The sequence below is a fragment of the endosymbiont of Lamellibrachia barhami genome (assembly GCF_011947365.2).
Taxonomy (GTDB): Bacteria; Pseudomonadota; Gammaproteobacteria; order Chromatiales; family Chromatiaceae; genus QGON01.
This window is the reverse complement of sequence record NZ_JAAVSH020000001.1, coordinates 2,862,827-2,887,696: the sequence shown is the minus strand read 5'-3', so window position 1 is coordinate 2,887,696 and position 24,870 is coordinate 2,862,827. Positions and strand designations below refer to the sequence as shown.

General features: G+C 54.8%; 26 protein-coding genes, 4 tRNA genes and 3 pseudogenes. 11 read left to right on the top strand and 22 right to left on the bottom strand.

Annotation, left to right across the window (positions count from 1 at the left end; all coding sequences use genetic code 11):
* Positions 1-361 precede the first annotated feature (361 nt).
* Positions 362-823 carry a hypothetical protein gene (locus G9Q73_RS13165; RefSeq protein ID WP_177420178.1) on the bottom strand — a complete coding sequence of 154 codons (462 nt, stop codon included), beginning with the start codon at positions 821-823 and terminating at the stop codon, positions 362-364.
* A gap of 175 nt (positions 824-998) precedes the next feature.
* Between G9Q73_RS13165 and G9Q73_RS13160 the strand changes: the two genes are divergently transcribed.
* Entirely contained in the window at positions 999-1,412 is a 414-nt protein-coding gene (locus tag G9Q73_RS13160) for a 6-pyruvoyl trahydropterin synthase family protein (protein ID WP_177420177.1), read from the top strand.
* 64 nt (positions 1,413-1,476) lie between these two features.
* Here G9Q73_RS13160 and G9Q73_RS13155 read toward each other — a convergent pair whose 3' ends face one another.
* On the bottom strand, positions 1,477-2,172 hold the full coding sequence (locus G9Q73_RS13155; RefSeq protein WP_304956600.1) for an ammonium transporter: 696 nt from the start codon (positions 2,170-2,172) through the stop codon (positions 1,477-1,479).
* 18 nt (positions 2,173-2,190) lie between these two features.
* Between G9Q73_RS13155 and mltG the strand changes: the two are divergent.
* The 5 genes and pseudogenes from mltG to G9Q73_RS13130 all read left to right on the top strand — a co-directional run.
* A pseudogene (gene mltG / locus G9Q73_RS13150) lies at positions 2,191-2,473 on the top strand (endolytic transglycosylase MltG); the annotation flags it as partial.
* Positions 2,474-2,507: 34 nt separating this feature from the next.
* Positions 2,508-3,115 (top strand): annotated as a pseudogene (tmk, locus tag G9Q73_RS13145) (dTMP kinase).
* Positions 3,108-4,115, top strand: coding sequence for a DNA polymerase III subunit delta' (locus tag G9Q73_RS13140; protein WP_177420176.1), 1,008 nt, complete (start codon positions 3,108-3,110; stop codon positions 4,113-4,115). Before tmk ends, G9Q73_RS13140 begins: the two are co-directional and overlap by 8 nt.
* A gap of 19 nt (positions 4,116-4,134) precedes the next feature.
* The gene (locus tag G9Q73_RS13135; RefSeq protein ID WP_177420175.1) at positions 4,135-4,482 is read left to right on the top strand and encodes a PilZ domain-containing protein; all 348 of its coding nucleotides are present in this window, start codon (positions 4,135-4,137) and stop codon (positions 4,480-4,482) included.
* 77 nt (positions 4,483-4,559) lie between these two features.
* Positions 4,560-5,339 carry a TatD family hydrolase gene (locus G9Q73_RS13130; RefSeq protein ID WP_177420174.1) on the top strand — a complete coding sequence of 260 codons (780 nt, stop codon included), beginning with the start codon at positions 4,560-4,562 and terminating at the stop codon, positions 5,337-5,339.
* Here the strand turns inward: G9Q73_RS13130 and phoR are convergent.
* The 15 genes and pseudogenes from phoR to G9Q73_RS13060 all read right to left on the bottom strand — a co-directional run bounded on the left by phoR (position 5,332) and on the right by G9Q73_RS13060 (position 18,813).
* Positions 5,332-6,675, bottom strand: a complete 1,344-nt coding sequence (phoR, locus tag G9Q73_RS13125; protein WP_177420173.1) for a phosphate regulon sensor histidine kinase PhoR — start codon at positions 6,673-6,675, stop codon at positions 5,332-5,334. The two genes, G9Q73_RS13130 and phoR, sit on opposite strands and share 8 nt — an antisense overlap.
* A gap of 72 nt (positions 6,676-6,747) precedes the next feature.
* Positions 6,748-7,437 (bottom strand): phosphate regulon transcriptional regulator PhoB, encoded by a 690-nt coding sequence (gene phoB / locus G9Q73_RS13120; RefSeq protein ID WP_177420172.1) that lies wholly within the window; start codon positions 7,435-7,437, stop codon positions 6,748-6,750.
* Between the two features lie 14 nt (positions 7,438-7,451).
* Positions 7,452-8,255 carry a phosphate ABC transporter ATP-binding protein gene (locus G9Q73_RS13115; RefSeq protein ID WP_177420171.1) on the bottom strand — a complete coding sequence of 268 codons (804 nt, stop codon included), beginning with the start codon at positions 8,253-8,255 and terminating at the stop codon, positions 7,452-7,454.
* A gap of 74 nt (positions 8,256-8,329) precedes the next feature.
* Positions 8,330-8,569 carry a hypothetical protein gene (locus G9Q73_RS19705; protein WP_246345248.1) on the bottom strand — a complete coding sequence of 80 codons (240 nt, stop codon included), beginning with the start codon at positions 8,567-8,569 and terminating at the stop codon, positions 8,330-8,332.
* Positions 8,570-8,638 (bottom strand): annotated as a pseudogene (locus tag G9Q73_RS20535) (hypothetical protein); the annotation flags it as partial.
* Positions 8,639-8,999: 361 nt separating this feature from the next.
* The gene (locus G9Q73_RS13105; RefSeq protein WP_218649959.1) at positions 9,000-9,845 is read right to left on the bottom strand and encodes an ABC transporter ATP-binding protein; all 846 of its coding nucleotides are present in this window, start codon (positions 9,843-9,845) and stop codon (positions 9,000-9,002) included.
* 2 nt (positions 9,846-9,847) lie between these two features.
* Positions 9,848-11,098, bottom strand: coding sequence for an ABC transporter permease (locus G9Q73_RS13100; protein ID WP_177420170.1), 1,251 nt, complete (start codon positions 11,096-11,098; stop codon positions 9,848-9,850).
* Positions 11,091-12,317 carry an ABC transporter permease gene (locus G9Q73_RS13095; RefSeq protein ID WP_369408894.1) on the bottom strand — a complete coding sequence of 409 codons (1,227 nt, stop codon included), beginning with the start codon at positions 12,315-12,317 and terminating at the stop codon, positions 11,091-11,093. The genes G9Q73_RS13100 and G9Q73_RS13095 overlap by 8 nt, the downstream gene beginning before the upstream one ends.
* Before the next feature lie 24 nt (positions 12,318-12,341).
* Positions 12,342-13,121, bottom strand: a complete 780-nt coding sequence (locus G9Q73_RS13090) for an outer membrane lipoprotein-sorting protein (RefSeq protein WP_177420169.1) — start codon at positions 13,119-13,121, stop codon at positions 12,342-12,344.
* A 92-nt stretch (positions 13,122-13,213) separates the two neighbouring features.
* A complete protein-coding gene (gene pth, locus G9Q73_RS13085) occupies positions 13,214-13,798 on the bottom strand; it encodes an aminoacyl-tRNA hydrolase (protein WP_177420168.1) in 585 nt (194 codons plus the stop codon).
* A 160-nt stretch (positions 13,799-13,958) separates the two neighbouring features.
* Positions 13,959-14,597, bottom strand: coding sequence for a 50S ribosomal protein L25/general stress protein Ctc (locus G9Q73_RS13080; protein ID WP_177420167.1), 639 nt, complete (start codon positions 14,595-14,597; stop codon positions 13,959-13,961).
* A 537-nt stretch (positions 14,598-15,134) separates the two neighbouring features.
* Entirely contained in the window at positions 15,135-16,073 is a 939-nt protein-coding gene (locus tag G9Q73_RS13075; RefSeq protein WP_177421441.1) for a ribose-phosphate diphosphokinase, read from the bottom strand.
* Between the two features lie 48 nt (positions 16,074-16,121).
* Positions 16,122-16,196: transfer RNA gene (locus G9Q73_RS13070), tRNA-Gln, on the bottom strand.
* A 28-nt stretch (positions 16,197-16,224) separates the two neighbouring features.
* Positions 16,225-17,064 carry a 4-(cytidine 5'-diphospho)-2-C-methyl-D-erythritol kinase gene (gene ispE / locus G9Q73_RS13065; protein WP_177420166.1) on the bottom strand — a complete coding sequence of 280 codons (840 nt, stop codon included), beginning with the start codon at positions 17,062-17,064 and terminating at the stop codon, positions 16,225-16,227.
* A 9-nt stretch (positions 17,065-17,073) separates the two neighbouring features.
* Entirely contained in the window at positions 17,074-18,813 is a 1,740-nt protein-coding gene (locus G9Q73_RS13060; RefSeq protein ID WP_177420165.1) for a tetratricopeptide repeat protein, read from the bottom strand.
* A gap of 218 nt (positions 18,814-19,031) precedes the next feature.
* Between G9Q73_RS13060 and G9Q73_RS13055 the strand changes: the two genes are divergently transcribed.
* From G9Q73_RS13055 to G9Q73_RS13035, 5 genes are all read left to right on the top strand, one after another.
* Positions 19,032-19,116 (top strand) — tRNA-Tyr (locus G9Q73_RS13055).
* A 304-nt stretch (positions 19,117-19,420) separates the two neighbouring features.
* A tRNA-Gly gene (locus G9Q73_RS13050) sits at positions 19,421-19,494 on the top strand.
* Positions 19,495-19,589: 95 nt separating this feature from the next.
* Positions 19,590-19,665, top strand: a tRNA-Thr gene (locus G9Q73_RS13045).
* 68 nt (positions 19,666-19,733) lie between these two features.
* Positions 19,734-19,949 carry a hypothetical protein gene (locus G9Q73_RS13040; RefSeq protein ID WP_177420164.1) on the top strand — a complete coding sequence of 72 codons (216 nt, stop codon included), beginning with the start codon at positions 19,734-19,736 and terminating at the stop codon, positions 19,947-19,949.
* A gap of 191 nt (positions 19,950-20,140) precedes the next feature.
* Positions 20,141-20,287 carry a hypothetical protein gene (locus G9Q73_RS13035; protein WP_177420163.1) on the top strand — a complete coding sequence of 49 codons (147 nt, stop codon included), beginning with the start codon at positions 20,141-20,143 and terminating at the stop codon, positions 20,285-20,287.
* A 50-nt stretch (positions 20,288-20,337) separates the two neighbouring features.
* Here G9Q73_RS13035 and G9Q73_RS13030 read toward each other — a convergent pair whose 3' ends face one another.
* The 5 genes from G9Q73_RS13030 to G9Q73_RS13010 form a co-directional block, all read right to left on the bottom strand.
* The gene (locus G9Q73_RS13030) at positions 20,338-20,799 is read right to left on the bottom strand and encodes a GTP-binding protein (protein WP_369408893.1); all 462 of its coding nucleotides are present in this window, start codon (positions 20,797-20,799) and stop codon (positions 20,338-20,340) included.
* Positions 20,800-20,820: 21 nt separating this feature from the next.
* Positions 20,821-22,917, bottom strand: a complete 2,097-nt coding sequence (gene fusA, locus G9Q73_RS13025) for an elongation factor G (protein ID WP_177420162.1) — start codon at positions 22,915-22,917, stop codon at positions 20,821-20,823.
* A gap of 39 nt (positions 22,918-22,956) precedes the next feature.
* On the bottom strand, positions 22,957-23,427 hold the full coding sequence (rpsG, locus tag G9Q73_RS13020) for a 30S ribosomal protein S7 (RefSeq protein WP_177420161.1): 471 nt from the start codon (positions 23,425-23,427) through the stop codon (positions 22,957-22,959).
* A 26-nt stretch (positions 23,428-23,453) separates the two neighbouring features.
* Positions 23,454-23,828 carry a 30S ribosomal protein S12 gene (rpsL, locus tag G9Q73_RS13015; protein WP_177420160.1) on the bottom strand — a complete coding sequence of 125 codons (375 nt, stop codon included), beginning with the start codon at positions 23,826-23,828 and terminating at the stop codon, positions 23,454-23,456.
* A 317-nt stretch (positions 23,829-24,145) separates the two neighbouring features.
* Positions 24,146-24,403: a hypothetical protein gene (locus G9Q73_RS13010; RefSeq protein WP_177420159.1), complete on the bottom strand. Its 258-nt coding sequence runs from the start codon at positions 24,401-24,403 to the stop codon at positions 24,146-24,148.
* Between the last annotated feature and the right edge of the window lie 467 nt (positions 24,404-24,870).

Sequence of the window (24,870 nt, the reverse complement as noted above, 5' to 3'; positions counted from 1 at the left end):
TCACCACAACGACAAAGGGTTCCACCGCCTCATGGATCGCCTCCCGCCAGGCCTGGATCCAGTCCCAGGTAAGAAAAACCGTGTCCGCCCAGGAGTTTTTCAACAGCGCACCCCAGTCTTCCTTGAGCTGATCAAAATCTGACCAGCGGGTAATTATTTGGGATTCCATATTGGTTGAGGTTCCACTCCGGGCTTTCGTGGTGGATGAATAATCGTTGATATCCCAGCTATTGTAATGACCAAAAGCTACGCTGTAACGTTTTGCTCAGCCATTATCCAATCTGATTTACACCAATGCGGAGGGGCGGCGCCTGGATGGAGATGGGTAGAGTCCTGTTGCTGAACAATCGGGCAAATCAAATCATCCCAGCAGTAGCGAGATGGTTCTGGCTGTCCACTGCTCCTGACCAAGGGCAGGTTTTCCCATGCTGTTCCACAACTCAGCCATCTGTTCCATCGAAACAGAATTTGCTCTCAACTCAATGATTTCCTGGCGCAAAGAGCCGATATAACGATCCTTGCCCACAAGACCAATCAGCCGATCGTAGTCCATTTCAACATCGTTCTCTTCAGCAAGTCTGTCCATGACATCCTCTACCATGTGGTCCTGGATGAGCGCGATTGCCGATTCCGCCAGAGCCTCATCGGGATCGGCTTCTGCCCCAGGCATGACCATCTCGATCCCACCACTCCCTCTTTTTTGCCAGTTGTCCACCGCACTCTGCACATGGTCAGAAGCAAGGTGCGGATAGCGCTTCAGTAAGCGGTCCAGATGGTCGACCGCCTCATCCGCGATCATCAAAAAATGGTGGTCCGAACTCATGCTATCTCTCCCAAATGTTATCGGCCAGGATTACAGGGGCTCAGAAAACCCCCTAGCCCCTTTAAATATAGCGCTGAATTCCCGATTTTCTTTAACGGTTTCCAGGTGTCCACAGTGGCGGGCAGATAAATCAGGCCTTATACTCCAGCCTCTTTCAGATCAAGATACCGCTGACATGTACACCGTCACCAAAGAGATCCATTTCTGCTACGGGCACCGCCTGCTCAACCACAAAGGCAAGTGCCGTTATCTACATGGCCACAACGCCACTGCGGTGATTCGTCTAGAGAGCAGTAAACTGGACGAACTGGGCATGGTCTGCGACTTCAGCGATATCGGGGGTTTCGTCAAGCGGTGGGTCGACAGCGAACTCGACCACAACATGCTGATGCACCAGGACGATCCGATCCTGCCCACGCTGCAGGCCGCTGGAGAAAGGGTCTATGTGATGAAAAACAATCCCACTGCCGAAAATATCGCTCGCCTGATCTTTGATCAGGTTGCGGGGGGGGGATTTCCCGTCGTCGAAGTGGCAATCCACGAAACCGACAGCGCCCTGGCCAGCTATCGCCGACCATCAGGTCAATAACGAGCCCCAAAAAACCGCCGGACCATAGGCCCGGCGGGTTACCGCTTTACCTAACCGAACCCGGTCAGAGGTCGTAACCGCGCTCTTCGTGCAGTGCGACATCCAGACCTTCGATCTCTTCCTCTTCTGTGACCCGCAGTCCCACCAGCTTGTCCACCAGCTTGAGAATGATGTAGCTCACCACTGCGGTAAAAACAATAGTTGTCACCACACCGATAAACTGAACATAGACCTGCCCCCCCATGGTTTCGATACCCTCAGCGAAACCATAACCGGAGAAGACCCCAAGGGAGGTGGCAGAGAAGACGCCCGCCAGCAAGGTACCCATGATACCGCCGACACCATGCACCGGAAAAACATCCAGTGAATCATCGATCTTCAACACCTGTTTGAGATAGTTGGTCGCCGAGAAACAGACAGCCCCCGCCAGCAGACCAATTATCAAGGCACCACCGGGACCTACAAAACCGGACGCCGGCGTAATGGTGCCGAGACCGGCCACCATACCGGTAACCGCACCCAAGGCACTGGGTTTGCCAAACTTGATCCACTCCCGAACCACCCAGGTCATGGCCCCCGTAGCAGCGGCGATGTGAGTCACCAATATCGCCATCGCGGCACTCCCGTCGGAGGCCAGCGCGCTGCCGCCATTGAAGCCAAACCAGCCGACCCAGAGCATCCCGGCGCCGGTAACCGTCATGGTCATATTGTGCGGCGTCATCGCGGCTGAGCCGAACCCCTTGCGTGGCCCCAGCACCATGGCCGCAACCAGTAAAGGATGCGTCTGCAGACCGATCCGACGGTTATCTACGGGATGGGTGATAACTATGACGGTAATATCCGTCGTCGCGATCTGAAAACGGACACGCCCTACAATACCTATGTGCATACATGCCGGACTGACGCCGACACCGATTGCCATGCCCAGTGTCGAAGCGATTCATGCCGCGCTGCATCCGGCGGCGGGAAAATCGCTCTATTTTGTCGCCACCGGGGATGGTGGTCACTACTTTTCCGCCACGTTGAAAGAGCACAACAAGGCGGCATTGAAGCATCGTTGAACGATGAACCGGAACCAGTGGCAGACGATCGTAGTTGCGCGGTGAAGGCGCGGCTAAGAGCAGCAACCTCTCTTTTATTCAGGGAGTGCTGCAGGCGGTGGGTAAAACTGTGCTTTTCACCCGTGAACCCGGCGGCACGTTACTGGGGGAGGATATTCGGGAACTGCTGCTGGGCCACAAACACACCGGCATGGCGGACGATACTGAGCTGCTGCTGATGTTCGCCGCCAGAGCGGAACATATCCATCAGAAGATTCTCCCGGCGCTGGCTGAAGGGCTTTGGGTTTTGTGTGATCGTTTTACCGATGCCTCTTATGCCTATCAGGTGCTGGCCGTGGTTTGGGGCGGGAGCGTATTGCCGCGCTTGAGGCGTTCGTACAGGGGGATCTGCGACCGGACCTGACGCTTCTGCTCGACCTGCCGGTTGAGATTGGATTGGCCAGAGCGGGGGCGCGCTCGGCACCCGATCGCTTCGAGCGCGAGCAGAACCGGTTTTTTGAGGCGGTGAGGCAGGGTTATCTGGAGATAGCGACGCGTGAACCGGAGCGGGTCAGGGTCATCGATGCCTCCCAAAGCCTTGAAGATGTGCAGTCTCAGATCGCACGGGTCATGGCAGATTTTCTGGAGGCAGAGGATGGCTGAAACTCTTTTTAACCGCCTCCCCTGGCAGCAGAACCAGTGGGAACAGTTACAGAGCGCCCGTACTCAGCAGCGTCTTCCGCATGCACTTCTGTTTGCCGGCGCCAAAGGGGTTGGTAAATCCAATTTTGCCCTGGCCTTTGCCCAATCATTGCTCTGTGAAACGCCGAATGAACAGGGTGAGCCCTGTGGTGTATGCCGGCACTGCCACTTGGTGCAGACCGGCGGTCATCCCGATTTTCAGCGGATCGAACCGGAGCAGGAGAGTAAAAGCGGTGAGATCAAGATCGATGCTATCCGTGCACTGACAGCCGGTGCAGGTCTGACGGCCCAGTCGGGTGGCCATAAGGTTATTTTTATTCGTCCAGCTGACAGGATGAATAGCGCGGCAGCCAACAGTCTGTTAAAAACGCTGGAGGAGCCGACCGCCAATACGGTGTTGCTACTGTTGACCGATAGTCCTTCCCGATTGTTACCAACCATTCGCAGCCGTTGTCAGCAGATTCTCTTCGCGCAACCCGATACAAAAGATGCCATCGAGTGGTTGAGCGGGCGGGTCACTCATGGCGATCCTGAAGTGCTGCTCTCTCTGGCTGGTGGCGCCCCCCTACAGGCGCTGCTGTTGGATAATACGGAACTATTGTCAAAACGGCAGGATATGCTGGGGGATTTCCTCGCGCTGGGGCAGGCAAAAAGCGATCCGGTAAAGTTGGCTGAGCGCTGGGCGAAGTCTGATATCCCACTGCTTATGGACTGGCTTTCCGGCTGGGTAATCGATATTTTGCGGCTGCAGACGGGTGGAGCGCCGCCACTGCTTTTCAACCGGGATAATGTTCAGCCTTTGCAGAGCATTGCCGAGCGGCTAAACTCTAGTCTATTGCAGCGGTTTTTGAGGCAGGTCTACGAGGCGCGGAACCTCGACGAGACAAACCTCAATCCCCAGCTTGTGCTGGAGAGACTGCTAATCCAATGGACCAGCTGCCTGCGGCAAACGGTTCGCTGAAACGGGAACAGGTTAAATTATGGCTGGTGGACCCAGACAAGGCATCCTCTCTCTGACGATCAAGGACAAAAACGCCCTCTATGCCGCCTACATGCAGTTCGTGAAGAACGGCGGGCTGTTCATTCCCACCACGAAGAAATACGGGCTGGGTGACGAGGTCTTCATGTTGCTGACGCTGATGGAAGAGGCGGAACGCATACCCGTGGCCGGAAAGATCATCTGGGTGACCCCGGTTGGCGCAGAAGGTAACCGGGCTGCCGGTATCGGTGTCCAGTTCAGCGATCAGGATGGGGGGGCCGCCCGCAACAAGATAGAGACCTACCTTGCAGGGGCGCTCAAGTCTGATCGCCCGACACATACGCTTTAATCTCTTTGCGGGGCACCGCTCCCACAATTCAATACCCTATCCGTTTGTGATGGGGGTTTATCAAGGACAACAACTTCATGCTGGTGGATTCCCACTGTCATCTGGATCGCGTCGATCTGGAGGCCTACGACAACGATTTCAAACGACTGGTGCAGACAACCCTGGATAGTGGGGTCCAGCACCTGCTCTGCGTCTCCATCGATCTGGAATCCTGGCCGGATATGGTCTCGCTGGTCGAACCCTATCCTGAAATCTCCCTCTCGGTCGGAGTGCATCCAAATGACAAGGATCGGCATGAGCCCACGGTGGATGAGTTGGTGAAACTGGCACAGACCTCCCGGGTAGTGGCCATCGGCGAGACAGGGCTGGACTACTTTCGCAGTGAAGGGGATCTGACCTGGCAGCAGAGCCGTTTTCGTCACCACATCCAGGCTTCCAAGGCATGCGGCAAGCCGCTCATCATCCATACCCGTGCGGCAAAGGCGGATACCATTCGGATCATGCAGGAAGAGGGTGCTGATCAGGCGGGCGGGGTGATGCACTGTTTTACAGAAGACTTGCAGATGGCCGAACAGGCCCTGGAGATGGGTTTTTACATCTCCTTCTCCGGCATTATTACCTTCAGGAATGCAGCGGATCTCCGGGATGTCGCTTCGAAGGTGCCACTGGAGCGCCTGTTGGTCGAGACCGACTCTCCCTACCTTGCGCCGGTGCCTCACCGGGGCAAGTCGAACCAGCCGCTCTATGTTGCCAGGGTTGCGGAATGCATCGCGGAACTACGGGGTATTTCGGTGGACTCCCTCGCAAGGCAGACGACGGCAAATTTCTACCGATGTTTTCCTGAAGCTGTCAGGTGACGGGTGTTATCTCTTTTTTTGCCGGATTGAGCTGACTTGCATCCAGGGTCATGTCATCAGGAAAACAGCAGCTGAAACAGCTGCCGAAACCCTCTTTACTGGTGATGCTAAGGTTGCCTTCGTGTCGATTAATACTATGTTTCACGATCGCCAACCCAAGACCGGTTCCCCCTGACTGGCGGGAACGCGCTTTGTCCACCCGGTAGAAACGTTCAGTCAGACGTGGGATGTGTCGTTGTGGAATACCGGGGCCTGTGTCTGTAACGCTAAAGCAGGCATTATTATCGGCATCCCGTTTCCAGCTGATGGTGATTTTGGTTTTCGGTGGAGTATGCACGATGGCATTGAATACGAGGTTTGATAAGGCGCTCTGCAATTCGTTTTCGGTGCCCACGAGCCAGAGATTCTCATCCACATCGAACTCCAGTTGATACCCCCCCTTCTGATTCGCGAGTGCTTTGGCTTGTTCAAAAATCTTGGTTAACAGCTCCGGAACCGCAACAGGAGCCTGCTGGGTAATTCTGTTTTCCATCTCCAGCCTGGAGAGTGTCAGCAGGTCGCTGATGATGATGTTCATCCGCGCTGCCTGTTGGTTCATCAGTTCGAAAGGACGTTCCTGAAACGGCAGTAGTTCATGGTCACTGAGGTTTTCTAGGAAGCCGGTGATTACCGTCAAAGGTGTGCGCAATTCATGGGAGACGTTGGAGACGAAATCCCGCCGTATCAGATTGAGATGGAACACCTTGGTAATATCTCGGGCCACGATCAGTCGCTGGCGTTTTTTTCCTCCAAAAGGCGTGAAACGCATCGACAGCACAACCGTCTTGTTGGTGGGAGAGGGAAACTCCAGCGGCTGACTGTAATCCGTGTTTGCGAGGTACTCGTCCAAGTCAGGGTAGTGGACAAGTTTTGTCAGTGCCACGCCTTCATCTCTTGGCCAGCTGATACCCAGAAGATGGCGTGCGGCGGGATTGGCCCATTCAACCTCTTCAGCAGCATTCAGCAGAACCAGTGCGTCCGGTATGACGGATGAGACCTCTCGAAAGCGTGATGTGAAGCGATGGAGTGTGCGTTTGCGTTTCCGGCTGCGGGTATGCAATCGCTCCAATTCATCGTAGATCGGTTCCCAAAAACCTATCGGCGTGAGAGAAGGTGTACGCTTTCGAGTGACGACGTAGTGGAACAGAAACAGCAATTGATAGAGGTTTCTCAGCAGATAGAGGGCGACTCCAACGATTAGGGCAGGTATCAGTACGTTGAAAAAGTAGCCGATGATGCCGCTGAAAAGCAGCAGCAGCCCCAGCAGACGGATTTCGTAGAGGATTGGCTGAATCAAGTGCTTACCGAGGGAGGTAGTGCTCTATCAATGTGATAATTACGCGATTATCTCGTTGATAGAATACTAGGGTCAATCGGGCATCGAGGAGAATCGATAACCCACACTCCGCACGGTCTGCAGCATGGCGTCATGGCCTGAAGGGGAAAGCGCCTTTCTGAGGCGGCGGATATGGACATCCACGGTTCGCTCCTCCACGTAGGTATGGTCGTCCCAGACATGATCAAGAATCCTGGAGCGGCTATAGGCTCGATCCTGATGGGACATGAAAAACAGCAGCAGTTTATACTCTGCGGGAGAGAGTACCAGGGGTTTGTTATGCACGGTAACCTGGTGTTTGGCCAGATCGATACGCAATCCATTGCTTTCCAGCGGCTTTTCATCACCGCCTTTGTTGAAACGGCGCAGTACCGCCTTAATCCTCGCGATCAGTTCACGGGGGGAGAAAGGCTTGGTGACGTAGTCGTCGGCCCCGGCTTCGAGTCCATCCACCTTGTCCGATTCATCGGCGCGGGCAGTAAGAATGATGAGGGGGATGTCGCGGGTTTCCGGTTTCTGTTTCAGTTCACGTGTCAGTTCCAGACCGGAGCGTCCGGGCAGCATCCAGTCCATCAATATCAGATCCGGCAGCGAATGGGTGAGCGACTGCCTGGCCTCCTGGGCATGTCCGGCCTCATCCACCTCGTAATTCGCCACCTCCAGTCCGAAGCGAATCATCTCCCGAATTTCCGCTTCGTCCTCTACGATCAATATTCTGGGCATAGCTTTTTGTCGTATCAGCCGTAGCGGCCTTCAATATAGTCTGCAGTTTCTTTGTGACTTGGCGTGACGAACAAATCTTGAGTTGCCGTATGTTCGACCACTTTCCCCATCAACATAAAGATGCACTCTTCACTCGCACGCCGTGCCTGGGCCATGTTGTGGGTGACCATGAGGATAGTGTATTCGCCACGCAGTTCCCAGATCAACTCTTCCACAGCGGCAGTGCCTTTTGGGTCGAGCGCGGAACAGGGTTCATCCATCAGCAAAACACTGGGTTTCACTGGCAGCAGGCGGGCGATGCAGAGCTTCTGCTGCTCTTCCAGGGAGAGCCCCGTGGCCTTGACATCCAGGCGATCCTTCACCTTGTCCCAGAGCAGGACCGTCTTCAGTGCGCTCTCGAGGATTTCTTCTTCATCGGCCTTGGAAGACTTTTGCTCTTTATTATGGATCTTGTGCCCGAACAGGATGTTTTCCCGGATCGAGATCGGCAGCGGGTTCGGGCGCTGGAAGACCATGCCGATCTGCTTGCGCACCTGGATCAGTTCGACCCCCGGGTCATAGATATTTTGATCCATCACCTCTATGGTGCCCTCGGTGCGGACGTACCCCAAGCGCTCGTTGATCCGGTTGACGCTGCGCAGAAAGGTGGATTTTCCGCAACCCGAAGGGCCGATCATGGAAGTGATCATACCCTTGCGGATATTGAGATTGACGTCGAACAGCGCTTGAAAGGTGCCATACCAGAGATTGAGTTTTTTGGTATGGATGGCGTATTCGGCGGATGAGTCGTTTATTACTTCGGCGGTGGCGGTGTTCATAGCTTGTTCTCGAAACAGATCTGGAATGAGGGGCCCAATAAAGTCATGCCTGGATATTTACCCAAACTTGCCTTCTATGTAATCCTGGGTCCTCTGATCCTTTCCACCTTCCGGTGAACAGGTCTTCGGTTCGCCGATCTCCACGCACTGGCCTTCCAGGAAAAAGGCGGTGCGATCGGCCAGGTTGATCGCCGGGCCTGCTGTACCAGGTTGGTCACCAGGATGATGGTCATCTCTGACTTCAGCTCTTTTAATACATCCTCGATGCGCATGGTAGTGACCGGGTCCACGGCGATGGAGAACTCGTCCAGCATCAACACTTCCGGCTCCTGGGAGAGGGCGCGGGAGATGGTCAGACGCTGCTGCTGGCCACCGGAGAGCAGGCTGCCGAGGAATTCAGGCGGTCTTTGACTTCGTCCCAGAGGGCAGCGCGGGTCAGGCAGCGCTCTACGATCACATCCAGCTCCGCGACGATACCGCTGGGCGGGCGAGCGCCATTTCGTAGATGGTCATGGGCAGTCCCACGGGCAGCGGAAAGACCACGCCGATGCGGCTGCGCAGGGCATAGACGTTTTTCAGCTTGCGGGTATCCAGGCCGTTGAACAGGAGGTATTTCTGTCTCAGTTATCTGAGATAATTGTTTACAGGAGCCGTATACGTGGTCCGTACGTACGGTTCTGTGAGAGGGATGAGGCGGTGACGCCTCACCCTACTCGATGTTTCCGTGTATGCACCATCGTTATTTTATGAACGGCGTGGCGTCGGTCCCTGTTTGTCTGTTTTTGGAGGTCTTTTGCGTTTGTTGCGCAGGAACTGCCGGATCCTACCGACCAAGGGCAGATTCTTTATAGGACAGGCCTTACTGATTGGCGGTGGGGTGGGAGGGATCTTCTCCCACTTGCGCACCACCTGACCATCGGCGAGTTTGATGAGACGGCTGGCAGCATTTTTGACATCGGGGTCATGGGATGAGATCAGAAAAGTAGTGCCGAATTTATCGTTGAGCTGTTGCAGCAGGCACATCAGCTTCTGACCTGTCTTGGTGTCGAGGTTTGCGGTGGGTTCGTCGGCCAGCACGATCTTTGGATTGGTTGCCAATGCCCTGGCTACGGCGACTCGCTGCTGCTGGCCGCCGGAGAGCTGATCGGGTCTGCGGTAACCGAGATGTCCCATATCCACTTCATTCAGCCAGTGGTCGGCGATCCCTTCACTCTCCTTTTTATCCATTCCCTGTAGTTGGCAGACATAGGCGATGTTCTCCCTGGCACTTAGCACTCTGATCAGGTTGAATGATTGGAAAACAAAACCGATATTGTGCAGACGAAAGAGGGTGCGCTCGGTGTGATTCATGCCGAGAATATTTTCGCCATTGACGATGACTTCGCCGTTATCGGCAGATTCAAGTGCGCCAATGACGTTCAGCAACGTACTTTTTCCGGAGCCCGAGCGGCCAGCGAGAACGGCAAACTCTCCCCTGTCGATTGAAAGGTTGACGCCGTTGAGCGCAGGGAAAGGCATGCTGCCGACCCAATAGCATTTATGCAGCTTCTTGACGGTGATGATAGCTGAACTGTTATCTGGCTGAATCATGGTCAGAAGGTTCGCAGGGATTGGCTGATGTCAATTTTTGTCGCCCGCCAGGCCGGATAGAGACCGGCGAGCAGGGCAGCGACCAAGGTGGTGCCGAGTATCCGTGTGGCTGAATCTAGGGTCAGCAGCGGCAGTATGACAGGATCCATATAGAAGAACTTGAAGGCATTGGCAAAATAGGAGAGATCAATGCCGCTATCGGAAAGGTGCAAGACAAGCAGTCCACCCACCCCGTAGCCCAAGGCGCCGCCGAGCAGGATCAGCATCACGGCTTCAATCAGCAGCATAAAAAATATCTGCGACTTCCGGGTGCCGATTGCGATCATTATGCCAAGCTCTTTCTGTCGCTCATGCAGGGCGATCAACATGGTATTAAGGATCTCGGTGAGTACCAGTGCGACGACAACAAGTATGATGATAAGGCCGTAGGCATCGCTGAATTCCAGCCATTGGCGAACCATCGGGTCGAGATCCTGCCAGGCGAGAATTTCATAATCATCGCCGCTGAGTTCCTGATTGAGCCGTTGCTGAAGGCTGGCAGTGTTTTCATGGCTACTGGCTCTTATGACAATATCGGTGACGGATTCTCCCATCTCGAACCAGGCCTGTGCGGCATGGAGCGGTATCAGTGCCAGAGTGCGGTCAATCTGAGGTGCGCCGGTCTCGAGAATGCCGCGCAGAAAAAAGATCTCGGAGACCATCTCGCCGTTGGGGCGTTGCGCCATGAGCACGATCCTGTCGCCGATCTCAGCGCCAATGTTCTGGGCGACAGTGATACCAAGCAGGAGGTCGTGAGAAGTACCGGGATTGAGCCAGCGGCCCTGTTTAAGTCCCCGGTGCATATGTGTTACCCAAGTCTCCTGTTCAGGATCGGTGGCCATGATCTGGACGCCGGCACTGCTGCCTCCAAGCGAGACCAGCCCGGAGGTGCGAATGCGCTGCGTCCAGCCTTGGATCTCCGGGGAGTCCTGGACCAGCAGGATTATCTCACCGGGGTCGTCGATACGGTCATTGAGGTTTTGTGAGGACTCGAATCCGCGGGCATGAATCTGTACATGCCCGGTGAAACTGAGAATAAAGTTGTCCCTCATCTGCTCCAGCCAGCCATCATTGAGGGCGCTGAGCAGGGTCAGCGTGGCGATACCGAAAATCATTGTCGCCAGTGTGATGCCGGTGCGTCGTGGGTTTCTAAGCAGATTTCGCACGGCCAGGGAGAGATAGGTTGTAAGTGTGAGGCGCTTCGCGTCAGACATTGCGCATCGCCTCCACCGGTTGCAGGCGACTGGCCTTCCAGGCGGGATAGAGGCCGGCAATGATAGAGGCGAACAGGATGGCCCCCACGGTAGTGCCCAGATGGTCGAGATTGAGATGAGGGTAGATCAATGAATCGACGTAAAATCTTGAGGTGGAGCCCAGCATGATGGATAGATCGATGCCGGTCGAGTGGGTCACGAGAACGATGCCAGTGCCGAAGATAACTCCCAGTAGCGTACCGGTAAGACCGATAAACAAGGCTTCAAATACAAGCATTAAGCCTATTTCATAGCGCTCGGTTCCAATGGCCATAAAGATGCCGAATTCACGGGTGCGTTCCAGCATCGAGAGCAGCATCGTATTGAGTTCGCCAGCTAAAACGATGAAGAGTACGACAGCGAGAAAAAGGTAGAGAAAGCCGTCGTGCAGTATGATCCACTCATTCATGACGGGAAACATGGTGCTCCAGGGCATGACCTCGACACTCTCATCCGACAGCGCAAGAATCAATTCATCCGTCAGTTGTTGAATCCTCTCTTCCGGGGTGCGCAGCACAATATCCGTCACCCCGCCAGGCATATCGAGCATCTCCTGCAGGGATTTGATATTGGTCAGGGCCATGCCTCGATCCAGCCCCATCTCGCCGCTGGTGATGATGCCGACCAGTGTGAACTCTTCGGCTACAAGCGCGCCAAAACGATCATAACCGATCATAACGACCGGGTCGCCGAGATCAAGTTTGAGGTTGCGGGCGGTGGTGGCGCCGAGGATGCAGGCGTACGCATCGTCTTCCTGCAGGAAACGCCCGATGGAGATGCGTTTTTCAAGATCAGTGATGGCAGGTTCTCTGTCTGCTTCCATGCCGATCAGCATGACGCCTTCAGTGGTTTCATCGGAGGCAGCCAGGGCGAAGGCTTCAAGACGCCTGCTCCAACGCTTGACGCCAGCCTGTTCAACAGCCGTGATGATCTTGTCGGGGTTTCTCAGATGGCGGGAGAGTTCCGGTCGTTCAAAAAAGCCTTCGTGATGGATCTGGATGCTGCCGATGATTGCGTCCTGAAAGTTCTGCAGCATGTTGCGGTGCAACCCGTCGTTGAAACTCCACAGGAAAATCAATGCGCTGAGCCCTACCGCAATGGCGCCAACCGTGAGCATGGTGCGGCGCAGATGCCCCAGGAGGTTGCGTAGCGCAACAGCGTAGATGACCGGTTTTATCACAGAATCTCCGTGTCGTGATGGCTTCTACTGCGTGGTCGCCCGTGGCTTCTTTTTCTTCATTGGCTCAAACAGATCAGGATCGAAATCTGCATCGAACTTGACGGATTTGATGGTGATTGTTGTATGTTTGCCATGTTTCTTTAGTGGCTCCATTATCAGGCGGGTGGGGATAACCCGTCCATCCATCTCTTTGGGGGCTTCAAACAGCAGGCGGCGCCCGGGAACCTTGTCTTTGCAGATGTACCTGATCTCCAGCGGCATACCATCGCCACGAATACGTTGTACGAGCATATGCCAGGAGACAGTGGCGTCTTCGTTAGGAAAGGACTCGATGGTGAAAATTGCCTCCGGCCCCTTCCCTTCGCGCCGTGCAATCAGGTGAGTGTAGTCACTGATCAATGAATCTGCCTCCAGAAGATCCTGATTGTTGAAGTCGGAACCCATCCAGGCGTCGTGCATCATGGCAGGAGAGATGGCGATCTGGCGCCGCAGTTTCGGCAGGTACATGGAGAGTTTATCCTCGACTTTCAGAAACACGGTCCCTCTGGTTTTGCGTGGCGAGAGAATCTCCATGCGAAAACGGTTGTTCTCGTAGTCATCGTGGCTGAGAAATTCCAGGGTGCGTTTCCAGTCCGGGCGAACGATATCGACTTGATAGGTGACTTCCGTGGCCTTCGAGCGCATCAGGGATTCGCTCTTTTGCAAAAGGGCAACGGCCTCCGGATCGCTCTCTGTGGCAGATGCGGAGTGGTATAGAATCACCAGCGTCAGGAGCCCCGCGATGCGGGAGAGTAATTTTTTCATCGATTTTCACCTTATAGGCAGCGCAGCTGCCAGCAATCCCTTGATTATAAGAGATTGATAATATAAGTCTAGTTTATTGGCCTAGAGGGAATTTATCGACTGGAATGGAGCCGGTTCATCGCTTTTTGCAGCTCGCCATTAAGGATGTCCGTGAGGCAGTCGGCCGCTTGGTCGAGGCTGTCGTCGATGGCTTCCCGATCAGCTTTTGAAGGCCGGCCAAGAACATAGTTGACCACTTCACGCCGATCGTTGGGGTGATCGATGCCGATGCGCAGGCGATGGAAGTCTTTGTTGCCGATGGCGCTCATGATATCCCGCAGCCCATTGTGTCCGGCGTGTCCCCCTCCTGTTTTGAGCCGGATCTTGCCCGCGGGCAGGTCGAGCTCGTCGTGGGCGACCAGGATCTCCTGGGGCTGGATCTTGAAATAGTTAGCGAGACTGGAGACTGCCTGACCACTGCGATTCATGAAGGTTGTCGGTTTTAAGAGTCGGCAGTCGTGGCCGTTGACGTTGATTCGGCAGGTCATGCCATGGTGTCGGGATTCGGATTTTAGCGGGGTGTTATAACGCTGAGCCAGCAGGTCGACGAACCAGAAGCCAGTGTTGTGCCGGGTTCCTTCATAGTCACTACCTGGGTTGCCGAGTCCGACGATGAGCTTGATGGGTTGAGATGGCATGGGTGGGAAGTCGGTGAGGGGCTAGGGGGTTGGGTCGTAGGAAGCCCTGTAGCGAGGGAAAGCGAGTTTGAGGCAGATTTCGCTTTTCCGCAGTAGGGGATTTTCTACGGCCCAGCCCCCTGATGGGGACAGGCCGCAGCCTGTCCCGCTTGTGCAATGCTTACTCTGGTGCAGCAGTTTCGCCAACTGCCTCTTCCTCCTCGCCACCTTCCTCGTCTTCGTCCTCACCAGTGTGGCCGGTGTGGACTATGACCACCAGGGAGTCTTCCCCGCCAGCGTGGGTGAGTTCAACGCCGTCAGGCAGTTGCAGGCCTGAGAGATGAACGCTGTCGCCGATCTCCATGTCAGCCATATCTACCTCGATGAACTCCGGCAGATCCTTGGGCAGGCAGGTGATTTCCACGTCGGTGAGGCTGTGGGAGAAATTGCCACCCATCTTCGCGCCGGGCGAGGAATCTTCGTTGATGAAGTGCAGCGGTGCGTGCATGCGTAGCTTCTCATTCATATTAACGCGCTGAAAATCAACATGCATGATGAACGGCTTGGCCGGATGGCGCTGCAGATCCTTGATAACGACCTGTTCACTCTTTCCGTCCAGTTTCAGGTCCAGAATATGTGAATAGAAGGCCTCGTTTTCGAGGGCATGTGCAAGTTCATTGTGCGCCATGGTGATCATGGACGGCTCTTTATCGGCACCATAGATGATGCCGGGAACCGCACCCTGGTGACGCAGGCGGCGGCTCGCACCTTTCCCTGCGTCAGTCCGTGATTGAGCATTGATTTCAAAACTGACAGACATGTCAATCTCCTAAGTAATTAATCGATTGGGTGATTCCGGACTCTTGCGACCAGAGGCCGGTATTAACGCGCCGACTTGCGGCGAGCGCGCGATTCTAGCAGAAAAAAGGTTAAAGGTTAAAGGTTAAAGGCAAAAGGTGGCCGTCCCACTGGGTAAGCCGAACACTGTAGTTACTGGCTAAAGGCCGGTTCAAGCGTAGTGGAACCGGCAACCTAAACCGCTCTGCCAAAGCCTGGATGCCCGATCCGCTACGCTTGATCTGGCCTACAAGCTTGACACAAGATTCAGGCAAATTTCCGATTTGCCAGCCTTTAGCCTTTAGCTCAATATTCTTCCTGATTACCCCTGAGACTCAGCTATTGTGGTGCAATGACAGCAACTGTTTGATTTGACGTTGGTTTTCAAATTCAAAAGGACGAAGAAATCGGCATGTTCTTCTGCTCAATAGTCAGCAACACAAAGTAATGGCTATATTTCATAGAGTTACACTCATAGCGCTCCTCAGTGGCTGAGCTTTAGGGGTAATCAGGATATTCTTTAATCAATAAACAGGGAGCTGACCGATTCCTCTGCGCTGATGCGGCGCATGGTCTCCGCCAGCAGTTCGGCAATGCTGAGCTGGCGGATCTTTCCGCAAGCTGCAGCTGTGGGTGACAGGGGGATGGTGTTGGTGACCACCAGCTCATCAAGCACTGAATTGTTGATGTTATCAACTGCGGGGCCGGAGAGTACCGGGTGGGTGCAGTAGGCCACGACTTTGGCGGCGCCATGCGCCTTTAGGGCGCTTGCAGCCTGACAGAGGGTACCGGCTGTATCCACCAGGTCGTCGATCAGTACACAGCTGCGACCCTCAACCTTCCCAATGATGTTCATTACCTTGGCTTCGTTGGGGCGGGGCCTGCGTTTGTCGATGATTGCCAAGTCGGCATCGTCGAGTCGTTTGGCCAGGGCACGAGCCCGCACCACGCCGCCGACATCCGGAGAGACCACCATCAGATCCTGGTGTTTCTGCCGCCAGACGTCGCCAAGTAATATGGGTGATGCGTAGACATTATCTACCGGGATGTCGAAGAAGCCTTGAATCTGGTCGGCATGCAGATCAATGGTCAAAGACCGGTCGGCGCCAGCGGTGGCGATCATCTTGGCGGCCAGTCGTGCGGTGATCGGCACGCGGGCGGAGCGGGGGCGGCGATCCTGACGCGCATAACCGAAATAGGGGGTGACGGCGGTGATGCGCTTGGCTGAGGAGAGGCGTACGGCGTCGATCATCACCAGCAGTTCCATCAGGTTTTCGTTGGTCGGCGCTGAAGTGGGCTGAACGATGAAGACATCGTGACCGCGGATGTTCTCCTGTATTTCGGCCATCACCTCGCCGTCACTGAAACGACCAATCTGGGCCTTGCCCAGGGGGATGTTGAGATGGGAGACGATTTCGCGGGTAAGTTCCGGGTTTGAGTTGCCGGAAAATACCGTCATGGCAGTGGCGGGCGCAGGCACGGAGGAATCCCCTTGGTTAACGGAAAATGGCTGGGGTACCAGGATTCGAACCTGGGCGTGACGGGATCAAAACCCGCTGCCTTACCGCTTGGCTATACCCCAATAATGCAATACACCACCCGACGGCCGGCTATGTGATCTGCGTCAGCAGCGGTGACAGGTTGATCCCGCGCGCCACAAATCCCACAAGGTCAGCGGGTAAGCGATTATGGACCGCTTGCGCTGTTGATGCATCCGAAAATGCGGCAAATACGCAGGCGCCGGTACCGGTCATCTGCGCCGGAGCAAACTGATCCAGCCAATCGAGTGCTGCTGCGACCTTGTTATAGCGCCGACGCACCACGGATAGACAGTCGTTTCTCCTGTCGCCTTCCAGAAAGTCGCGTATTTTGATGCGGGGGGAGTTGCGTGTCAAATCAGGTGCTGAGAATATTTCTGCGGTGGAGACGTGGCAGTCGGGTGCAAGGACAAGGTACCAGGGCTGGGGAAGATCCAGATCAGTGAGTGTCTCGCCGATACCTTCCGCCCAGGCCGCCCGCCCGTGGATGAAGATTGGTACGTCGGCTCCCAGGGTGAAGCCGAGTTCTGCCAGCGTTGCATGGTCCAGTCCCGTCTCCCAGATTTGGTTGAGTGCGACAAGTGTGGTGGCGGCATCGGAACTGCCGCCGCCCAAGCCGCCGCCCATCGGCAGGTGCTTGTCGATAGAGATGGTAACGCCCTGTGCGGGCTTTTTGTACTGTTTCAGCAGGTTCGCGGCGCGTACAGTGAGGTCGGTTTCCCAGGGTACGCCGGGTAGTGGTGTGGAGAGCAGAATTCGGCCATCACTGCGTGGCTGGAAGTGGAGTTCGTCGCGCCGGTCGAGAAACTGAAAGACCGTCTGTAATTCGTGGTAGCCATCGAGGCGGCGTCCAACGATGCGCAGCATCAGATTCAGTTTGGCCGGGGCGGGCCATGCAATGCTTTCAGTCAAGGCGCTGGCTCATTTGCCGGAGAGTCGCTGTCTGGTGGGACCGATATATCGATTCTTTGGGTCCCGCTTCATTGCTGCGTCCCAAACCGCACGGGCCTCCTGTTTTCTCCCCATCATCCAGAGAACCTCACCAAGGTGGGCGGCGATCTCGGCATCCGGTTCCTTGTCGGCGGCTTGTTGCAGAAATTTCAGGGCCTGCTCCAGATTGCCGAGCCGGTACTCGACCCAGCCCATGCTGTCGAGGATGGCAACATTGCCGGGTTTCAGGTCGAGAGCCTTCTGGATATAGGCCTGCGCCTCCTGCAGACGATCGGTCTGGTCGGCCAGGGTATAACCCAAGGCATTGAGAGAGTCGGCGTGATCCGGATTGTCTTTCAATATGCGTTTCAGGTCAGCTTCAAGGATGTCGATGCGGCCAATATCGGCGCCGTTCAGGGCGCGGGCATAACGCAGATCGATGTTGTCCGGAAATTTCTGCAAGGCGGTGTCATAGATCTCCATCGCGATTTTGTATTCACCGGCATCGCGCATAAGATTGGCTTCAACGAGAAAGAGTCTGAGGGCGTTTGTGGGTGTGGATGAGCGCAATTGCTGCAATATTTCACGGGCGCCATTCAGGTTGTCCAGGGACACCAGAATGCCTGCCATGCGGATGCGTGCCTCTGCCCGCTCTTTGCCGTCGACCTTTTCATACCATTCGAAGGCCTTTTGTGGATGTTTGTCGAGCTCTTCGATCTGTCCCAGATGCAGGGTGGACTGACTGCCCATTTTTCCCATCGACAGCAGGTGTTGAAAAAAGCCTCTTGCAGCTTTGAGTTCTTTGCGCTGAATGGAGAGCACTCCGAGAGCGTAGACGATATCGGCGTTATCGGCTTCCAGTTTGTAGAGCTTGCTAAACTCGTCGTGCGCATCGTCAATCCGATGCAGATCCACCAGCGTGCGGGCGTATGTGATGCGAAGTTGAAGGTTCTCGGGTGACTGAAGGGCTGCCTTGGCAAGAACCTCAATAGCCTCATCCTTGCGCTCCTGTACCATCAATGAGCGACTTAGCAGTAACAGGCCTTTTGTCCAGTCCGGCTGGATATTAAGGGCACGGCGAAGATAGTCTTCGGCAACGGCATGTTCCTTGGCGTGGCTGGCGCTCAGAGCAAGGGCGTATAGTGCCTCCGGATCAGACGTATCCTGAGGAATGACCTGCTGCATCAGTTGCAGGGCGTTGTCTTTGTTAGTGGATTTCTCGGCGATGGCGGCTGCCTGAATATAACCGGATTGGCCTGACTGATTGGCAATCTCCGCAATCTTACTCAAATGCAAGACCGATGCCTGCTGGTTTTTAGCGCGAATATGGAGGATGGCGGCAATTTGATGGGCCTTAAGGGATTCAGGGTCGATCTCAATCCAGAAGTTTACGCTCTCCAGCGCTTTATCTGTCTGATGGCTAAGCAGTGCAAGTCTCGTCGCGCGTTCAGCGGCAGCAGGCGCCCGGCTGGTGCGGGCGGCATTGGATGCGTGCTCATAGGCAATGCCGTGCTGGCCGCGCTGGGCTGCGACTTCAGCGGCAAGGATGTCGTAGATAATGTCCGGCTTGCGGTCATCCATCGAGGCTGGCAGGTTTTGTGTCGGTGTCGGTGTCGGTGTCTTTGGTGGGGTCGTGATGGCGGTTTGCGGATCTGCTGTCGGCATCCCGGTACAGCCGGTTATGATGAGTAGTGCGGTGGCTGCAAAGGCAGCAAAGGTCTGATTTTTCATTTGGATCTGCTGTGGCTGTTGGTTTTTCCCTGTGGGTAGTTAAAAGGTAATCAGGTCTGCCTGCAAGTCCGGTCGTTTGAATTGGATGAATCGAGGGGTTTTAAGTGAGCGCTGGCCCATGTCTGTGTATAATTCGTAGCGCCCTGCGTCGGGTAATTTTGTTTCGTCTTTGTGTTGACTTTGTGTTTCCAAGGCGGCAGAATGCCCAGCTCGCGCTTGGAGGGGTTCCCGAGTGGCCAAAGGGATCAGACTGTAAATCTGACGGCTCAGCCTTCGGAGGTTCGAATCCTCCCCCCTCCACCAGATGTTATTGCGATGCAACTGGGAGATTGGTTTGTATCGTGAAAGGTGGCTCCTACCCTGGAAGGGGAGGATGAGAACCGAAAAAGGTTCGACAAATTAGTCGGGAACGAATTTGAACGGCCGCAGGCCGGCCCTGGAGGGGTGAAGGGCAGGATGCCCGAAATACAAATTAGTCGGGAACGAATTTGAACGGCCGCAGGCCGGCCCTGGAGGGGTGAATGGCAGGATGCCCGGAATCATCCTCCCCCCTCCACCAGATTTTGAAGTTGTAGCGGTTTTGGTGAACGAAGCGTCGCTTGGCTGCGCGGGTGTAGTTCAATGGTAGAACTTCAGCCTTCCAAGCTGAATACGTGGGTTCGATTCCCATCACCCGCTCCAAATAAATTGGGGGTCACTCACTCGGTGGTCGCCACGACGGCAGTGCTGCCGTTTAGTTATATTGCACACTTGGTGGGACGGCAATAGAGAGTTTTGCCCAGATAGCTCAGTTGGTAGAGCACACCCTTGGTAAGGGTGAGGTCGGCAGTTCAAATCTGCTTCTGGGCTCCAGTTTGTCAAGGCGTGCGTAAGCGCGCGGATTTATCTTTGAAATAGTTAGAGAGACCTGGAGAAAACCAATGTCTAAGGAAAAATTCGAACGCACAAAACCACACGTCAATGTGGGAACCATTGGTCACGTTACATTGATGCGACTTAAAGACGACTTTGACAGCTGCGATCACGTTGGTGCAGGCGAAAGTTTGGCGGCGAGCAGAAGGCGCTTCGATCAGATCGAAACAAATGCTCAAGAGAGCGTGAGCGTGGCCTTCTATCGCTTACACCTCCCACGTTAGTATGGTCTGAAAAACGTCACTATGCGCACGTTGACTGCAGGACATACTGACTACGTAGGCACGCTGATCCACCACGGTGCGGCGCAGTGAGCGGCGCAATCCCTGGTGTGGCATCCGCAGCAGACGGCCCCATGCCTCAGACGCTGACACCTCTACTCTCCATCAGGTAGGTATGCCTATCATCATTCCCCATGAACAAGCGGATATGGCAGACGACGAAACTGCTGGAACTGAAGGTTGAGATGGAGGTTCGTGAGCTGCTCGACGCTACGACTTCCCCGGCGACGACTACGCCCGTGATCATCGGTTCCGCGCTGGAAAGGCTGGAGGAACGATAGATCTGATAACGCTAACCATTTGCCAACTGATCGAGGCCCTGGACACCTGTTCAGAGCCGGTGCGTGCGATGGGCAACGCCTTCCTGGTCTACCATGTCCGCTTTGTTCATGTAGACGATGATGTAGGGCACACCTACCTGACGGGAGAGCAGGATGTGCTCACGCGTCTGAGGCATGGGGCCGTCTGCTGCGGATACCACCAGGATTGCGCCGTCCATCTGCGCCGCACCGGTGATCATATTCTTTACGTAGTCAGCATGTCCCGGGCAGTCAACGTGCGCATAGTGACGCTTTTCAGACTCATACTCAACGTGGGAGGTGGCGATGGTGATACCACGCTCACGCTCTTCCGGAGCATTGTCGATCTGATCGAAGGCCTTCTGCTCGCCGCCGAACTTCTTTGCCTGCACCAACGTGATCGCAGCCGTCAAAGTCGTCTTGCCGTGATCAACGTGACCAATGGTTCCCACATTGACGTGCGGTTTTGTGCGTTCGAATTTTTCCTTGGACACAGTAGCTACCCCTATACCCGATTACTGTTTCTTGTTGATAGCGTCGACAATATTAGCCGGCACTTCCGAATACTTGGCGAATTCCATGCTGTAGGTGGCACGACCCTGCGTCGCCGAACGCAGGTCTGTTGCATAACCGAACATCTCGGATAGCGGCACCTCAGCCTTAATCTGCCTACCTGCAGGTGAATCATCCATCCCCTGCACAATGCCACGGCGACTGTTTAGATCACCCATAACATCACCCATGTACTCTTCGGGCGTAACCACCTCGACCTTCATCTTCGGTTCCAGCAGAACTGGCCTGGCCTTCGAGGCGCCCTCTTTGAAACACATGGACCCTGCGACTTTGAACGCCATCTCATTCGAGTCGACGTCATGATATGAACCGTCATACAGAGTGACCTTCACATCCACCATGGGGTAGCCGGCAATTACACCACCCTGCATCGCTTCCTGAACACCTTTGTCCACTGCGGGGATGTACTCACGCGGCACTGCGCCGCCCACAATCTCATTTACAAACTCGTAACCCGCACCGGACTCCTGTGGCTCGATGCGCAGGTAGACGTGACCATACTGTCCGCGACCACCTGATTGACGTACAAATTTGCCTTCCTGTTCGACCTTGACCCGTACGGTCTCCCGGTAGGCCACCTGCGGCGCACCTACATTCGCTTCGACATGAAACTCCCGTTTCATCCGGTCAACGATGATATCGAGATGCAGCTCGCCCATTCCAGCGATGATCGTCTGCCCCGACTCTTCGTCAGTCGTCACGCGAAACGAGGGATCCTCCTGCGCCAGCTTGGAGAGAGCAACACCCATCTTTTCCTGATCGCTCTTAGTCCTCGGCTCAACCGCAACCGCTATAACCGGCTCCGGGAACTCCATGCGCTCCAGCGTAATAGGCTGATCCAGTGCGCAAAGTGTGTCACCCGTAGTGACTTGCTTGAGCCCGACCGCGGCCGCGATATCGCCTGCAAACACCTCCTTGATCTCCTCCCGGGAGTTAGAGTGCATCTGCAGGATGCGGCCGATTCGCTCCTTCTTGCCCTTTACCGAATTAATGACCGTATCGCCGGACTTCAAAATGCCCGAATAGACTCTGAAGAATGTCAACGTACCCACAAAGGGGTCGGTTGCAATCTTGAATGCCAACGCGGCAAACGGCGCATCATCGGATGCCTTGCGTTCGGCCTCGGTACCATCCTTGTCGTCCAAAACTCCGGTGATAGCCGGTACATCGACAGGCGAAGGCATCAACTCGACAACCTTGTCCAGTACTGCCTGCACCCCTTTATTCTTAAAGGCCGATCCGCAGGTCACCGGAACAATCTCAAGGCTCAGCGTGCGCAGACGCAGCCCTTCCAGTATATCTTCCTCGGAGAGGTCACCCTCTTCGAGATACCTCTCCATAATCTCATCACTGCCCTCGGCAGCAGCCTCAACCATGTGCTCGCGCCACTCGTTGCAGGTATCAACGAGATTGGCCGGGATATCCTCATAGGCAAAATCAACACCCATGTTTTCTTCCGACCAAACCACGGACTTCATCTTGACGAGATCAACAATCCCCTGAAAACCCTCTTCGGCACCTACCGGCACCTGGACCGGCACGGCATTGGCGCCCAAACGTTCCTGCAACTGCTCGACTACCCGAAAGAAGTCAGCCCCCATGCGATCCATCTTATTGACGAACGCCATCCGCGGGACGTGGTACTTGTTGGCCTGACGCCAAACAGTCTCGGACTGCGGCTCCACACCACCAACTGCGCAAAGCACGAACACCGCACCATCCAGCACTCGCAGGGAACGCTCGACTTCAATCGTGAAATCAACATGCCCAGGTGTATCAATGATATTCAGACGGTGCTCAGCAAACTGCTTAGCCATACCGCTCCAGAAGCAGGTCGTTGCCGCGGACGTAATGGTTATGCCGCGTTCCTGTTCCAGTTCCATCCAGTCCATGGTGGCAGCACCATCATGAACCTCTCCGATCTTGTGAGAAACACCTGTGTAATAAAGCACGCGCTCGGTGGTTGTCGTCTTGCCAGCATCAATGTGCGCCATAATACCGATATTCCGGTAGCGCTCGATTGGTGTATTGCGTGCCATTTCAAAGAGCTGTTTCTAAAGAGCCGAATAACCTGCCACCTACCAACGGTAGTGGGAGAAAGCCTTGTTCGCCTCAGCCATGCGATGGGTATCATCGCGCTTCTTCACAGCCGACCCTTTATTCTCGGAAGCGTCCAGAAGCTCACCCGCCAGACGCTGCGCCATCGACTTCTCACTCCGCTTGCGTGCCGCCTCGATCAACCAGCGCATCGCCAGGGAGTTACGACGAACAGGACGCACCTCAACCGGCACCTGATAGGTCGCACCACCCACTCGACGGGACTTAACCTCAACAACCGGCCGAACATTATCCAGCGCGGTTTCAAGCATATCCAACGGCTCACCACTACGCTTCTGTGACATCTGGTCCAAGGCAACGTAAAGAATCTTTTCAGCCACGGACTTCTTACCGTCAACCATCACCATATTGATGAACTTGGCAAGCAATTGACTTCCAAACTTGGGATCCGGCAGGGTTTCCCGGCGGGATGCTACTCGTCTTCTAGGCATAGCTCTATCTCAAATCCTGTGCGCTGTTAGCTTTTGGGCCGCTTGGCGCCATACTTGGAACGACCTTGACGGCGACTCTCGACACCCGAGGTGTCCAGACTGCCGCGCACCACATGATAACGCACGCCGGGAAGATCCTTTACGCGACCACCGCGAATCAGAATTACCGAGTGCTCCTGGAGGTTATGGCCCTCACCACCGATATAGGTGGTAACCTCAAAACCATTTGTCAGCCTGACACGGGCAACCTTTCGCAGTGCCGAGTTCGGCTTTTTCGGCGTAGTCGTGTACACACGGGTACATACGCCTCGTCTCTGCGGGCAGGCGTCGAGCGCCGGCACATTGCTCTTTTGAGGTTTACGCTTCCTGGGCTTACGCACCAGCTGGTTAATCGTTGCCATCTATTCCGTCTCCAGGGACGCGATTTTGTCTAACGTAAAAATTTAGAGAAGCCAAGACCCTACCGAATGCCGCAAGGCAAAAGCTTGCGCCGATAAGCTTCGATTTCTCTGGCAATACATTTGCTCCACCTGCCCAGTAATGGACCGTACGGAGCAACAGATAGTGACAGACCAACTGAGTGCCGGTGTGTCAAAGAGCGCGCATTCTATGCCCGCCACATAAGGATGTCAAGAAAAGCTTATGAAAATCGGCAAATACCCATGCGCTCTACAACTGCCCGGATATCTGCCGATCTCAACACCTTATGTTTCAGGGATCACTTCCCCTCTGGCGCGTTCAAGGCCTCCTTGAAGGCCTGCTCGACATCTTCCGCCACCAGCTCCACTTTGCTGTCTGCTTCCGCCAGTTCTTCCTGACGCTTGCGACGACGCTCATTGTGGTAAGAGAGGCCAGTTCCTGCCGGAATTGCCGTCCGACTATGAGACGTTCTCCTGAGTCCGTTCAGTGAGTCGGAGAGCCTCGAACCGCCGCTTCCGTCAGTAATTGCGTGGTCTCCTGGAAAGAGGTAACCCACTGTGCTTCTAGTTTAAACAATGTTTGTGTGTACTAGTGGCCTCTGTCCTGTTTGAGGCAATTCAAGTAACCCACCTGTGCTTCTAGTTTAAACAATGTTTGTGTGTACTAGTGGCCTCTTGTCCTGTTTGAGGCACTCTAAGTAACCCGCCTGTGCTTCTAGTTTAAACAATGTTTGTGTGTACTAGTGGCCTCTTGTCCTGTTTGAGGCACTAAGTAACCCACCTGTGCTTCTAGTTTAAACAATGTTTACTACCAAAAAATATTTGTTATGCTACCCATGCCACTGTCTACTGCTGCTGAGAGTTCATCCGCAAACACTGCTGCACCCTTTCCACTTAGATGAAGCCCATCCCTCTCATGTACATATCAGCCCTCCCAACAAAACATCCCCACAACCATCTTCCTTTTCCCTACATAGCTTCTGGACTAGCAGAAAGTACACGTAACTGAACGTGAAGTACAATA

What these genes read in the sequence shown, in the direction of transcription:
- G9Q73_RS13165 (WP_177420178.1), bottom strand. Translation starts at nt 823, where the DNA reads ATGAGTTCGGACCACCATTTTTTGATGATCGCGGATGAGGCGGTCGAC.
- G9Q73_RS13160 (WP_177420177.1), top strand. Translation starts at nt 999, where the DNA reads ATGTACACCGTCACCAAAGAGATCCATTTCTGCTACGGGCACCGCCTG.
- G9Q73_RS13155 (WP_304956600.1), bottom strand. Translation starts at nt 2,172, where the DNA reads ATGGTGCTGGGGCCACGCAAGGGGTTCGGCTCAGCCGCGATGACGCCG.
- G9Q73_RS13140 (WP_177420176.1), top strand. Translation starts at nt 3,108, where the DNA reads ATGGCTGAAACTCTTTTTAACCGCCTCCCCTGGCAGCAGAACCAGTGG.
- G9Q73_RS13135 (WP_177420175.1), top strand. Translation starts at nt 4,135, where the DNA reads ATGGCTGGTGGACCCAGACAAGGCATCCTCTCTCTGACGATCAAGGAC.
- G9Q73_RS13130 (WP_177420174.1), top strand. Translation starts at nt 4,560, where the DNA reads ATGCTGGTGGATTCCCACTGTCATCTGGATCGCGTCGATCTGGAGGCC.
- phoB (WP_177420172.1), bottom strand. Translation starts at nt 7,437, where the DNA reads ATGCCCAGAATATTGATCGTAGAGGACGAAGCGGAAATTCGGGAGATG.
- G9Q73_RS13115 (WP_177420171.1), bottom strand. Translation starts at nt 8,255, where the DNA reads ATGAACACCGCCACCGCCGAAGTAATAAACGACTCATCCGCCGAATAC.
- G9Q73_RS19705 (WP_246345248.1), bottom strand. Translation starts at nt 8,569, where the DNA reads ATGCTGGACGAGTTCTCCATCGCCGTGGACCCGGTCACTACCATGCGC.
- G9Q73_RS13105 (WP_218649959.1), bottom strand. Translation starts at nt 9,845, where the DNA reads ATGATTCAGCCAGATAACAGTTCAGCTATCATCACCGTCAAGAAGCTG.
- G9Q73_RS13100 (WP_177420170.1), bottom strand. Translation starts at nt 11,098, where the DNA reads ATGTCTGACGCGAAGCGCCTCACACTTACAACCTATCTCTCCCTGGCC.
- G9Q73_RS13090 (WP_177420169.1), bottom strand. Translation starts at nt 13,121, where the DNA reads ATGAAAAAATTACTCTCCCGCATCGCGGGGCTCCTGACGCTGGTGATT.
- pth (WP_177420168.1), bottom strand. Translation starts at nt 13,798, where the DNA reads ATGCCATCTCAACCCATCAAGCTCATCGTCGGACTCGGCAACCCAGGT.
- G9Q73_RS13080 (WP_177420167.1), bottom strand. Translation starts at nt 14,597, where the DNA reads ATGTCTGTCAGTTTTGAAATCAATGCTCAATCACGGACTGACGCAGGG.
- G9Q73_RS13075 (WP_177421441.1), bottom strand. Translation starts at nt 16,073, where the DNA reads ATGACGGTATTTTCCGGCAACTCAAACCCGGAACTTACCCGCGAAATC.
- G9Q73_RS13060 (WP_177420165.1), bottom strand. Translation starts at nt 18,813, where the DNA reads ATGAAAAATCAGACCTTTGCTGCCTTTGCAGCCACCGCACTACTCATC.
- G9Q73_RS13040 (WP_177420164.1), top strand. Translation starts at nt 19,734, where the DNA reads ATGTCTAAGGAAAAATTCGAACGCACAAAACCACACGTCAATGTGGGA.
- G9Q73_RS13035 (WP_177420163.1), top strand. Translation starts at nt 20,141, where the DNA reads ATGAACAAGCGGATATGGCAGACGACGAAACTGCTGGAACTGAAGGTT.
- fusA (WP_177420162.1), bottom strand. Translation starts at nt 22,917, where the DNA reads ATGGCACGCAATACACCAATCGAGCGCTACCGGAATATCGGTATTATG.
- rpsG (WP_177420161.1), bottom strand. Translation starts at nt 23,427, where the DNA reads ATGCCTAGAAGACGAGTAGCATCCCGCCGGGAAACCCTGCCGGATCCC.
- rpsL (WP_177420160.1), bottom strand. Translation starts at nt 23,828, where the DNA reads ATGGCAACGATTAACCAGCTGGTGCGTAAGCCCAGGAAGCGTAAACCT.